Source organism: Chryseobacterium nakagawai (genome assembly GCF_900637665.1).
GTDB lineage: Bacteria > Bacteroidota > Bacteroidia > Flavobacteriales > Weeksellaceae > Chryseobacterium > Chryseobacterium nakagawai.
The window spans coordinates 4,119,739-4,133,320 of the sequence record NZ_LR134386.1; the positions used below are offsets into that span (position 1 = coordinate 4,119,739).

10 protein-coding genes are annotated in these 13,582 nt (G+C 33.5%); all 10 read left to right on the top strand.

Translation table 11 applies throughout. The features are described 5' to 3' along the window. Positions 1-7 precede the first annotated feature (7 nt). The 10 genes from EL260_RS18495 (at position 8) to EL260_RS18540 (ending at position 13,570) form a co-directional block, all read left to right on the top strand. Entirely contained in the window at positions 8-1,279 is a 1,272-nt protein-coding gene (locus EL260_RS18495; protein ID WP_123856906.1) for a condensation domain-containing protein, read from the top strand. Beyond that, complete coding sequence (locus tag EL260_RS18500) at positions 1,276-2,526, top strand: condensation domain-containing protein (RefSeq protein WP_123856908.1); 1,251 nt, start codon at positions 1,276-1,278, stop codon at positions 2,524-2,526. The genes EL260_RS18495 and EL260_RS18500 overlap by 4 nt, the downstream gene beginning before the upstream one ends. A 194-nt stretch (positions 2,527-2,720) precedes the next feature. After that, positions 2,721-3,056: a hypothetical protein gene (locus EL260_RS26065; protein ID WP_228445532.1), complete on the top strand. Its 336-nt coding sequence runs from the start codon at positions 2,721-2,723 to the stop codon at positions 3,054-3,056. 178 nt (positions 3,057-3,234) lie between these two features. Further along, complete coding sequence (locus EL260_RS18510) at positions 3,235-3,561, top strand: nucleotide pyrophosphohydrolase (protein ID WP_123856911.1); 327 nt, start codon at positions 3,235-3,237, stop codon at positions 3,559-3,561. 6 nt (positions 3,562-3,567) lie between these two features. Then, the gene (locus EL260_RS18515) at positions 3,568-5,742 is read left to right on the top strand and encodes a DUF2075 domain-containing protein (protein WP_123856913.1); all 2,175 of its coding nucleotides are present in this window, start codon (positions 3,568-3,570) and stop codon (positions 5,740-5,742) included. A 401-nt stretch (positions 5,743-6,143) separates the two neighbouring features. Next, positions 6,144-7,001 carry a hypothetical protein gene (locus tag EL260_RS18520; RefSeq protein WP_228445534.1) on the top strand — a complete coding sequence of 286 codons (858 nt, stop codon included), beginning with the start codon at positions 6,144-6,146 and terminating at the stop codon, positions 6,999-7,001. Positions 7,002-7,014: 13 nt separating this feature from the next. Continuing rightward, entirely contained in the window at positions 7,015-8,271 is a 1,257-nt protein-coding gene (locus tag EL260_RS18525) for an AAA family ATPase (RefSeq protein WP_123856914.1), read from the top strand. A gap of 103 nt (positions 8,272-8,374) precedes the next feature. Further along, on the top strand, positions 8,375-8,578 hold the full coding sequence (locus tag EL260_RS25805; RefSeq protein ID WP_185145920.1) for a hypothetical protein: 204 nt from the start codon (positions 8,375-8,377) through the stop codon (positions 8,576-8,578). Positions 8,579-9,228: 650 nt separating this feature from the next. Further along, positions 9,229-11,121 (top strand): DUF262 domain-containing protein, encoded by a 1,893-nt coding sequence (locus tag EL260_RS18535; protein WP_123856916.1) that lies wholly within the window; start codon positions 9,229-9,231, stop codon positions 11,119-11,121. Further along, positions 11,108-13,570, top strand: a complete 2,463-nt coding sequence (locus EL260_RS18540) for a DUF262 domain-containing protein (RefSeq protein WP_123856918.1) — start codon at positions 11,108-11,110, stop codon at positions 13,568-13,570. The genes EL260_RS18535 and EL260_RS18540 overlap by 14 nt, the downstream gene beginning before the upstream one ends. Positions 13,571-13,582 lie beyond the last annotated feature (12 nt).

Here is a 13,582-nt window from a genome sequence, read left to right on the forward strand (position 1 = left end):
TAAGCCTATGAAAAGAAGATTGTTATTTGGCGAACGAATGTTACTGGGAGACGGAACAGAACCGTTCAATGCGGTGATCCCTTTCAGACTCAGAGGTACCTTTGCATTAAAGGATATCCAGCAGGCTTTGGCTAAAATCCAGAAAAAGCATCCGTGGTTAAAAGCGTTGATCGCTCACGATGAGAAAAACATTCCCTGGTTTGATGTTCCTGAAAACCCAATTTCCATTCCGGTACGTATTGTTGCCCGAAAAAGCGACGATCACTGGCAGGAAGAATCCAGAAAAGAATGGAATACCTTATTTGACCCTAAAAAATTACCCCTGATCCGGTTTGTCTGGCTTAAGGGGGAAAACGTTTCTGACATGCTTTTTGCGTTCCACCATTGTTTATGCGATGGTGGTTCTGCAATGGCTTTTCTCAACGAATTTTTAAAAGTACTGGATAATCCCAATGCAGATATTGGAATAGAAAACCCTATTTTAGGTATTGAGGATGTAGTTCCGGCGAATATTTTAAACAACCGTAAGCAAAAGCTTAAAGCAAAATTTATTGGAAGACTCGCTGCTACAGCCATTAAGATTATACCTACCGGTAAAAAATCCATTGATCGCAAGGACGACTATCTGCTTCATTGGAAATTGGATGAAACGGTATGCCAGCAACTGGTTTCTTATTGTAAATCCAATGGCGTGACGGTGAATACATTCTTAAGCGCGGCTTTATTGCAGGCCTTTAAAGAAGTAAAAAAAGAGGGCGCTTTTAATAAAGTTTCCTGTCCGGTAGACATCAGACGTTTTGCTTCACAGATCAAGAATGACCATATCTTCGCTTTTGGGCTGATGATTGTGGTTTCGGCTAATGAAAAACTGAGCTTCTTAGAAAATGTACGTTCCATGCAGACTTCTGTAGAACGTAAAACCTCTAAGCTCAACCCTTATATTACTATGATGGTGATGGAGTCCGGACATGATGCACTGAATAATTTCACCAAGCTTTTAAAGAACGGAAAATCATCTAATGACTGTATGTTTTCCAATCTGGGACGCATTCAGATTCCGCATGAGTATAAAGAATTTTCAGTAGATACTATTTTCAGTCCGTCTGTGATTGGCCCATTGGGAAATACAACGACATTGGTAGTGTCTACCTACCGCGGGAAAATGGATTTTTCCTTTGTGGGAAGCGAAGGCTATTTACCTTATATTGATGCCATCGCCATCCGTGATGAATTTATGCAGATTATTAAATTACAACTGGAATACATTGCTGTATCATGATCAAAAGAAAACTAATGATGGTGGAAAGGATCATGTATGTAGATCCGGAAACCCCCGTAAACTGTATATTTGCAGCCAAAATAAAAGGAGAACTTCCGGAGCAGAATTTTAAAACTGCTCTGGAAAAAATCCAGCAAAAACATGCGTTGCTAAGAGTGGTTATCGACTCTAAAAGTGAGAAATATCCCTTTTTTATAGAAGAAAAAGAGATTGCTCCTATCCCACTCCGCATCGTAGAAAGAACAACAGACCAGGATTGGCTCACAGAGTCTCAAAAAGAATGGAAAATCTTATTTGAGGAAGAAAAAACACCACTAGCCCGTGTAGTATGGGTAAGAGGACAGGATTTTTCTGAAGTCTTTTGGGCAATCCCGCATTGTATTTCAGACGGAACTACCGGCGTTACCTTAATGCAGGAACTTCTTCAGCTGTTGGATAATCCAGATCTGGAGTTAGAACCTTATGAAGCGTTCACCTCCGTAGATGAATTTTTACCTTCCAACTTTAATGTAAAAACTAAGAAGTTCAAGGCAAATCTTTATCTGATGTTTGCTAAATTCTTCTTCCTTTTACAACCAAAAAGTAAAAAGAAAAACCTGGGAAACAATTATGTTCTTCATCAAAAACTGGATGCGGAAACCACTTCTCAAATTACGGAGCGATGCAAAGCCAACGGAGTTTCCGTCCATGCTTTATTGTGTGCTGCGTTTATGCAGGCCTTTCAGGAAGTAAAAGGGAAAGAAGCCAAAGGTAAGGTGATCAGTCCCGTAGATGTTCGTCATTTTATTCCGGAGATCAAAGAAGATCATTTATTTGCCTTTGCTCCAACAGTTGATCTTGCTCTAAAAAAAGGAAGTTCAGACCTGTTGAATAATGCCCGACACATCAAAGAAGACCTTATCCAGAAAATTGGTAAAATGGAAGCCCGCGAACTGCTGTGGATGGGTGAACAGATGCACCCTATTGTAGACCGCATGATCTCCATGCTGAAATCCAGCAATGGCGGCCATGATGTGACTTTATCCAATATGGGAAGAATCAACATCCCAAGTGAGTATAAAAACTTCAAAGTAGATACCATCTTCAGTCCTACGGTTGCCTTCCCATGGCTGAACTCAAATACTTTGACAACGAGTACTTACAATCGTCAGATGGATTTTATATTTTTGTCCAACGAAGACTTCCTTCCCAAAGCGGAAGCCGCTAAAATAAAAGAGAAAGCCATAGCGCTTATGACCACCTCATGAAATTGAAATTTAAGCCGAAGCCACCTAAAAAGCTCAAAAAAACAACCCTTAAACGCTTTCTCATTAAGCGGACGATTTACTATGTCCTTCCGAATGTATTTTTCAATTTCATCATCGCCTATGCCAGCTTCAAAGAATTAGGCTACACCCATTTTTTTTCAGGCGAACAAAACCTAGCCCGCCTTACTCTTCCTATGGCCCTATTTCTCCCCGTTGTCCTCACCATAGATATCATCAAAAGAGTAACTGATGCCGCCGGACAAGGCGCCATTGAGTTTACCGTAGATGAACAGTTAAATATTAAAAAACTAATGACCAAGCTGAGTATCCTGCATGGTGTGATTACGTGTTCTTTGGTGCTAACAATGCTTTTCTTAGGGCAGTATAATTTCTCAAAGGATTATAAGCTGGATGCTACGGCGATGGCTGTTGTGGTGGGAACACTGGCTGGGATTTTGTCTGTCGTGTTTGTTTATTTACCGGTGTGGAGATTGAGGAGGTGGATGTGTAGGAAAGTAACAGTAGTATAGTTAAAAAGCATTAAGGTTTCTCAATATATTATTTGTTAAACTTCTTTTGTATTTAAAGTCTGGGACGAATATCTATATGTAAAAAATTACTGAATAAAAGCTACATTTTCAAGATTATTATACTAAAATTTCACTATTTTTAAGGTTGAATTAAATTTCAACTTTATTAAATCGTACTATGATAGACAAAAGTACAATAGAAAAACTTATAAAATTTCGCGATGAACGAGATTGGGAACAGTTTCATAATTCAAAAGATTTGGCATTAGCTTTATCTATTGAAGCATCCGAGCTTTTGGAAGTATTTTTATGGAAAAAAAACGAAGATTTTAATAAGGATAAATTAGAAGAAGAATTAGCTGATGTATTCATGTATGGTTTACTTCTTGCCCACAAAAATAATATAGACATTAATGCTATTATTTTAAAAAAACTACAGAGAAATAATGAAAAATATCCTGTAGAAAAGGCAAAAGGAAAATCAAATAAGTATGATGAATTGTAGTACTAAATGAAGAATTTTATAATTACAGAGGAGTATAGCTTTAACAACCTCATAGAAACTAAAATAATTAACAATCACAAAGACTATCTCTCTTGGCCGATAGTTTATTTTTTGAAAAATAAAAAGACTAAATCTGCCTATGTAGGAGAAACTACAGATGTAGTAACTCGAATTAATACACATTTAAAATCTGAAGAAAAGAAACAACTTTCATCAGTAAATTTCATTTTAAGTGATCTATTCCATAAATCTGCTACGTTAGATTTGGAATCCAATCTTATAAAATACATTTCAGCTGATGGACAATACAATTTACAAAATGGTAATCTTGGTATTTCCAATCATCAATATCACGAAAAGAAAATATACTGGGAACTATTCAAAGATATTTGGGATGAACTTATACAGTTAGGTATTGCGCGACACTCATTAAATCATATTAATAATTCTGATCTTTTCAAATACTCTCCTTATAAATCGCTTTCAAAAGAGCAAATTAAAGGCTTAAAAATGATTTTAAGCTGTTTGTTGGATGAAGGAGCTAAAGTAAGTCTCATTCACGGAGGGGCTGGAACGGGAAAATCTATTTTAGCTATTTTTTTATTCAAATTACTGAAAACAGATTTAGAGGACTTTAATTATGCAGATTTTGATGAGGAAGATAAAGAACTTTTTTATTTATTAGAAAAGGTTAAAGACAAATTTTCTGATTTAAATATGGCATTGGTCATTCCAATGGCTTCATTTAGAAAAACAATTTCTAATGTATTTAAAAACGTGAATGGTTTGTCGACTAAAATGGTCATTGGACCATCAGAATTAGCTAAAAATAAATATGATCTTATCATTGTTGATGAAGGACACCGCTTAAGAAGGAGAGTAAATTTAGGGTCTTATTATGGCACATTTGATGTTAATTGTGAAAAGTTAGGCTTGGATAAATTCGCTTCCTCAGAGTTAGATTGGGTTCTCATGCAAAGTAAAAAATCTATCATCTTTTATGATGAATATCAATCTATAAAACCTTCAGACACTCTTAAAGAAAATTTTAAAAAGCTAGAGTTAGAATCTTATACTCGGGTTGAAAAATTAAAGACCCAACTTCGTGTTCGTGGTGGGAACAATTATATAAAACTGATTCATAAACTCTTTGATGAACCGTCAAAGCTTCCTGTGGGAAAATATAAGACTGATGATTATGAATTTTATCTTTTTGATGATTTGGGAGACATGCTTGACCGCATAAAAAAGAAAAATGAAATTCACCGTTTGTCAAGAATAGTTGCAGGATATGCTTGGGAGTGGGTTTCTAATAAAAATCCTGACTCCTACGATATTATTATTGGAGACAACAAATTAAAATGGAACAGTGTTTCTGTAGATTGGGTCAATTCTTCAAACTCTATCAATGAAGTTGGGTGCATTCACACTACTCAAGGGTATGATCTAAACTATACTGGAATTATTATAGGGCCGGAATTGGATTATGATTTTGAACTCGGAAAACTAACTATAGACAAGCAAAAATATAAAGATAAAAATGGGAAAAACTCCATTAAAGATGATGCTGAGTTATTGGACTTTATTATCAATATCTACAAAACAATATTATTGAGGGGTATAGAAGGAACTTATATTTATGTTTGTAATGATAATCTAAGAACGTTTCTGAAACAATTTATACAGTCTTTTAATACTATATCTAATAAAAATTCAATAAAGTTTCTAGATCATCCAACTGAAACTACTATCCCTTTTTATGATCTCAATATTGCAGCAGGATCTTTTTCTGAATTGCAGGAATTAGAAAACGTAAACTTCATTGAAGTGGATGGAATAGATAATAACAATGATTATTTTGCTTGTACTATAGTAGGTGAATCGATGAATAAAATTATACCTAATGGCAGTATTTGTATCTTTAAAAAGTATAGTGGAGGTTCACGTAATGGTTTGATTACTTTGGTTGAAGGCAGAAATATTACTGATATAGAATTTGGAAGTAATTATACTATTAAAGAATACTCAAGCAAAAAAGTAACAGATGAAGAAGGTTGGCATCATGAAGAAATAATCCTGTTACCCAGATCAAATGATTCTAGGTTTGAATCTATTGTTCTCAGGGACGAGGAAACGGTTGATTTTAATGTCTTGGGGATTTTTGTGAGGGTGTTAAAATAGTACTTATTTTTAATAATTTATAAAACCTTTATTTAAAAGGTTTTTATTTTTGAAAAAGATTATACACCACTCTTATAATTTACTAATTCATAATTAGACACTGTAATTATGGAATCCCGTAAGGCATAGTAAATAGCCTGAGATATATTTGAAACAAAATAATATTATGAAAATAATTTCTTTTTAGAGTAAATAATTTTAGGTGTATTTCAGGTGGAATTGAGAAAAACACAATTGAATTTAATAAACTTTGTATATACAAACGTTTTTGACTGCATGCATTAGTTAATGTGGTTCACTAATAATTAAAATATAAGTTTCCTAATTTAAACATTGTTCATAAATTACAAATTAAAACGTGCTATTAACACTTTAATAAATTATTATATAATATATACAAAATGATTTTTAATATCTACTATATAAACTTTCCTAAAGTTTATGAAATAAAAATGATGCTTAATAATATACTTCTTGCTGGACAGACAGTTGAAAAAGATAAAAGTATTGAAGGAGAGGCTTATCTAAAAACAAAATTAGGGTTTAATATTCTTGATATTTTTAAACTTGGCGAAGCTGAAGCTGGTGGAAATATAAAAGGTTCTGGTTCTAAAAAAGTTTTAGAAACTTTCGAAATAAAAACAACAAAATCTGTAATTCTAGATGAAGTTGTTAAAAACTGTAACAAATTTAATGGTTTTGGTAATGTTTCTGAAGGACAATTAATAAAAATTGATGATGTAAAACTAACGTTGGAAAATGAAGCTGAACTAAGGATGGTAAAATTTATGAATAGTGGAGCGATGAAAGATTTAGTCGTTCCAGGGACAAATGGATTGGACATGAATAATCTTTTTAATTCAATGTTTAAGGACTATGCATATAAAATTAAAGGTGCAATAAAAAACGATGAAAATATATTAATAAAAATTCCATTAACATTTGAGAGTGAATTTGAAAGTTCTTACAGTGTTGACGATTTATTTGTAGGAAAAGTTTCTATAATTGGATTATATAAGGGAAAAATAAAAATTGATGATTTAAAAAATTCTTTCCAATATTTTCAAGAATTAGGACAACTTCAAAATACTTTTCAGACAACAACGGTTGCTACTAATACTGATGATTATGAGATCGAAGAAAGTCATTATACAACGAATGAAGAAAATCAAACTTTCAGTTTTACAAGTTCAGGAGATGGGAAAGAATATTATTATATTGATTTATTGGCAATTATTCAAAATGTAAATATTAAATAATAATATATTAGCAATGACTTTATTATTTTACGAAAAAGATGATTATTATGATTTTAAAGAATCAAAGGAATTAGAAGGCTTTACAATAATTAGTATTACAAAATTTTTGCATAATTTTTCTTTAATAGATGAAATTGATACACAAACAGAAATAATCGATATTTCTGCAATGACTGAATATAGCAAAACACAGACAATATTTGAAGAGGTAATTGGTCGTTTTCACGAAATGCCAATTTTTATATGTGACATTTCTAAACGAGAAGCTCTTGAATATGAACTACGTTTTGTATTTGACAGCTTTGAAAATGTTGATAAAGATTCATTTATTAGAAAAGAAAGAAATTTAACGCCTGTCGAGGAGAATTCTATAATTTCAAAAAGACATAGAAAAATAACTAACTTAACTGATTCAGAATTATTTGATTTTTTTGAAAATTTTAGATCAAAATTATATGGTCATGCAAAATTTAAAGATGATTTCGAGGAACAAATAAGAACATTTAGAATTTTTAATAAACTAGGTGAACATAAGATTTTATCATTCTTTTTAATGGGTGAATCTGGTGTGGGTAAAACAGAAGTTGCCAGAAATATTTTCAATTGCTTAAATGGAGAAAAGAAATTTGCAAAAATTAATTTCGGGAATTACAGTAATGAGTTTTCATTAAGTTCACTAATTGGTTCTGCAAGAGGATATATTGGCAGTGAAGATGGAGAAATATTTATGAAAGTTAGAGAAACTGATATTGGACTTCTATTAATCGATGAATTTGAAAAATCAAATTCTGCTCTTTTTAATTATTTTTTAGAAGTTTTGGAAAGCGGTAAGATGACAAGTTCTATGGGTGAAGAAATAGATTTAAATGGTTTTATTATTGTTTTTACTTCAAATATTTCAAAAGAAGATTTCAAAAATAGAATTTCACCTGAGTTACGATCTCGCTTTGACTATAAATGTATTTTTACATTATTGAGTAACGAAAGTAAGAAAAAATATGTAGAATTTAGAGCTGAAAATATAAGTAAAAAAGTACATTCAGAATTTCAAATTGAAATAGGAGAGCAATTAAAAAACTATCTATTAGAGGTAGTAAATGTATCTTCATATAAAAATATGAGAGATATTAACAAACAAATTAAAAAGGAATTTCTAAATTATCTTAAAATTTATCATATGAAACAAGAAGATGAAAGTAATAATGAGATCGAAACTTCTAATAACAGGTTTGGACTTGGTAGAAGGTTTTTAAATTTATTTAATAGTTAAATTTATAAATATGGCTTATTTCAGATGAACCCCAGACCAGAGACAACAGTACAGGAGAATTGCAGAGCAGAATAGGCTTTTTGTAAATAAAGCCAAAAGCTATATGGAACAGTACGCACAAAATGTTCCGGGATTTTTGGACAAAGCAGAATTCGACAGGGATTATATCGCCAGAGAACAGATAGAACAACGGTTACAGCTATTAGATTCCCTCACAGAGCAGTTATCTGATACCAAAGTATTATTAGATCATGACAACTACCACAATGCAATCAGTTTTTACAGAAATCTTAGATTTTTTATCTGAAGAAAATGTTCCGGGAACCAATGTTGTCTATGGGGATATGAAACAGTTTTTTATAACACCACAACAATCCCAAACTCCTCCTCCACCAGCCACTAATAACGATAATCTGCAAGGATAATATTAAAATAACAGTTACATTACAAAGCACGTTTTCACGTGCTTTTTTCATTCCCCCTCTTTAACCCATCCATAAGTCCCTCTAAGGATTTGTACAAGTAACTCCAGACTCTTAAACAGCAGCCTATAGTCCTTTCACAAGCTCCGATAGCCAGTTATGCAACCCGCGATACCCCCTTAGGTCAGGGGGGTTGCCACTTCATGAAAGACGTGGAGACAGTTTGGAAGTCACTACAGGGACCTAGCGGAGTAACTGGTGGGGCTTTGGAAGGATCTGGAGCTACTTTTATTCAATGTTTATGACAGATTTCCCTGAAATTTATGGATTCCCGTAAGAATAGAACTGGAAATTTTCACTATCATTGATGAAAAACTTAGTCATGATACAAATTCAAATAGGTTGGACGATGATTTGGCATATACCTACTGCTAAACCAGTAAACCGTATAATCACTGATACATACAAAATACAGGAGCACAATGACAAAAAATCACACTCCTCTAACCAATAAACAACATTCAATTTTTTTAAAATGAATACAGGTGTAAAGCTGGAACCCATTGCCAGCCTTCTGCAGAAACAGTTTTTTATCAGATCTTACCAAAGAGGTTATCGGTGGGATCAAGATCAGGTAAATGACCTGCTTAATGATTTCAAAGCCTTTATAGAACAAGAAAATAAGCACGAGGATGAATTCTATTGCCTTCAGCCTGTTGTAGTACGAAAGATGCCATCATCTGAAAAAATGAAAGTAGATTTTTCCCAAGAACCTGTTTATGAAGTCATAGACGGGCAGCAGAGGATCACCACTATTGTTATTGTGCTGCATTATCTACTCCACGCATTATCCGGTGAGGTTAGGCTTAAGCTTCCCACCATTGCTTATGAGGTAAGGCCCGAAAGCAAAAAAATACTGGCCTCTTTCAACAACTATATGCTGGATGATGAAAAACAAAAGGAGCTTGAAGATGATATAGACTTCTATCATATGAAGATAGTGTATGATACTATTGTAAAATGGTTTGAAGAGAAAACTCATCTGCATATTCCTTTTTTAAAGTTACTGACCTCCTATAAGATCAATAATGTACGGGTTATCTGGTATGAAGTGGGAGAAAAAGAAAACAGTATAGAAGTATTCAGAAGATTTAATGTAGGTAAAATTCCTTTATCAAATGCAGAACTCATCAAAGCGCTTCTGCTTAAAAATAATACTGATGTAAGCCCATCGCTAATATTTTCTATAGCCAAAGAATGGCAGATGATAGAAAATCAACTGCAGGATCCTTATCTGTGGGGATTCCTGAACCCAAAGAAGAATTATACTTCCAGAATAGAATATTTGTTTGATCTTCTGTTCAGAAAAGAGAAACTGGAAAACAAAAATCACCATATTGAATTTGATAAAAAATTCGGTACTGACAAGAGTGCTGTATTCAGATTTTTCCATGAAAAGATCAGCAAAGCTGAAAATAATCTGCAGCCAATATGGGATGAAATAGTAATGATCTTTGAACAGATAGAGCAATGGTATAACCATCCTGAACACTATCACTACATAGGTTACCTACAGAACTATGAAGGACCAAAAGAAACAAATGATGTAGTATTTGACATCATAACTTTTTTAGGGGAAGATGACGAAAATAGCTTCGCAGCCAAGAGTGACCTGACAGATTATCTAATTAAAAAAATTAAAAATGCTTCGTCTACCTGGTTTAAAAGTAAGAAAATTGCATTAACCTATGAACAGAAGAATCTTCAAAAACTAAGAAATCTTTTTTTCCTTTTCAATGTAGAGACCTGTATAAAAATTTCTCTTTCAGGAAATGGAGAAGAAACTTATCGGTTACCTTTCAAGCTAAACAAAGATAACGACTATGATATAGAGCATATAGACTCTAAGACAGAAAAAGAAATTTCAGAAATGAATGATAAAGAAAGAGTAGAATACCTGAAAGATCTTTATCTCGATTATGAAACTGAACTACATACCAAAATACAGGAACTACATCCTGAATCTTTTGTGGAAGCCAAATTTTCACAAGAATGGGTTGAAAAAAATATCACGTCTACTATGCCAGAACTAGACATAATTTTGAAAAATGTGTTGGAAGAGCTAGACAAAAAAATGGAAGGAGAAGCAGATCAGTTGATTGATAAAAATTGTATTGGTAATCTTACTGCTTTAAACAGCACCATCAACAGAAGCTATGGTAATTCTTTTTACAAAACAAAAAGAAGACGAATCATTGAGGAAGATCAGGCAGGAACCTATATTCCCGTTACTTCTAAAAATATATTCCTGAAATACTATTCCAAATACCCACAGAAATATTCCAGATGGACTGCCTCAGATGTAAATGAATACACAAAAGAACTGGAAAACTGTTTAAATAAATTTATGCAAGATGAGAACGTATAATTTAAAAGACTTCTTAACAGCTCCTATTACTTCCGTAATAGAAAACGAGGAGGATTACTGCTATGAAACGATCAGTTATGATTCTCAAAAGAACCATAGTGACGAAAGCGGAAATATTCTTTCATCATTAAAGATCCCTTTGATACAGAGAGACTATGCCCAGGGCAGAGAGTCCAATACGGATCTGAGAGAAGGTTTTATTGCCAAACTGTTTCAGCATCTTGAGTCTGGAGAAGAACTGAAATTAGATTTTATATACGGGTCTGTAGACCGGAATAGCGGAACAGTGTTTCTTCCCCTGGATGGCCAGCAAAGGCTTACCACTCTGTTTCTTCTACATTGGTATATTATTAAAAAAGAATGTGACCCGAGCTTAGATTATGAAGAAATTTTTACAAAGTTTTCCTATGAAACCAGAGATACATCAAGAAGATTCTTTGAAAAGCTCTCAGGATTTTGTATGAAGGGCAATCCAAAAGAAGACATAAAAAATGCCTATTGGTTCAGTGACCAATACCGTCTGGATCCTACCATTGATGCGGTACTCAACACCCTTGAAACGATTCATACTTTCTATAACAAACTTCAGGAAAAAGGTGCTCTTTATCTCAACCTCGATAAAATTGTATTCTACGTTCTTCCTATGGATCAGTTTAAACTTACGGATGATTTATATATAAAGCTGAATGCAAGAGGAAAATTACTATCTTCCTTTGAGAATCTGAAAGCTGATCTCATAGGTTGGATCAAGAACTGTAGCCATTTTGACAAAGAGGTAGAAAACGGCAGTCTCATACTTCCCCACTTTCACAGCATTGCCCTAAAATTTGATAACCAATGGTCCCGCTTTTTCTGGAAACAGGCAAAAACCAACCGAATCTCTAAAAAAACTGTAGACCCATATTTTTTCAGATTCATCCATCGTATTCTGATTAATGAATATATTGTAAATTATAAAGGTACAGCAGGAGATCTTCTGACTGATGAAACATATACATCACTTCTCTCAAGAGAAAAAGAACTGTACTTTGCCAGTTTTGATTTTTACAAACCATTGATTTCAAAAGAATTTGTATTAAAGCTGGAAAAACTTCTGGATTTTTATTCACATTATGGTTTCGAAATATTTGATCATGTACGGCCTCTATGGGATCCTAATTATAAATGGGATATTTTCAAGGGAGATGAGGATAACAGGTTTACGATGGAAGACAGGATGCTGTTTGATGCCGTAAACGCTTATGCAGAAAACAATAATACCTTCGACCTTTCACGGTTTAAAGATTGGATCAGAATAGTATGGAATCTCATCGCAGATCCTGATATAAGAAGTATAGGTGCCAATAAAACAGCAATGCAGTTTATCCGAACAATTGCTGGATCATCTTCTGATATACTTATAAACCTCACCAGCGGTACATTGGATGTACGGTTAGATGATCATAAAAATATTCACAGCATTCAGCTTAAAGAAGAAAAACAGAAAGCATTGCTTCTGTCAGAAGATAAAGAAAGCTGGAAAGAAGCTATATTTAATACTGAAAGCTTTGGAATGCTCCAGGGCAATATTTCTGTACTTTTGAGCGAAACAAATTCTCCTGAAATACTTCATGATAAATTTGAGAAATTTAAATATTTATTTTCAGAAACAAGACCCAATGAAGTCATTGGAAATGAAAGTTATAGTATTATGCGCTACATTCTAGCATCCTTTACAGATTGGGAAAAGCTACAAGCATTCAATTTTTCCAGCACAGTACTGAACTGGAAAACTTATCTCCGCAGAAATAATGAGGTTATAGGTGCCATAAGACAATTACTCCTGCTTGACGAAGATTCTATACAGTATCATATTCTTAAAGCTATCAAAGGGCAGTCCCGTATTGATACTGCAGATGAAAGGCTTAGAATCGCCCACTCTCATCTTTATCAGGATAATGCATTTCACATATGGATGCAGAAAGATGGAGTAAATAAAATCAAATGGTTATGGGCCCACTTCTTCGCTATCAGACCAAGTGCTTGGTACAGTAAAGTAATGATCGATAATTACCGTAATGAACTTATTGAAGAATTGATCCAGACTTTTGGAATTAATACCCTCAATAATCACCGATGCGGCGATTCTGCCTATTTTTGGGGTGAAAACCTTGAAATCAATAAGCACACTAAAAACTATAACATAAGTTTTTATTTTGATAGTGAGAAAATGCTTTATATAGGCCTTAAAAAGGACCTTAATTCCCATTTGCCCTATGAAGATACTGACATTCATGAAGATGCTGGCAAAATATGGATAAAGAAATTTGAGTTTGATTATTCATCCATAATAAGTCCTCAAGAAATAGGTTTGTTTATAGAAGAAATTAGAAACCACTTAGCCGATGACAGCTCATTTTCAAAGGAACTGGAAGCAGAATATGTGACAACCGATCAGACCACAGAATAATCAAATGTTCTG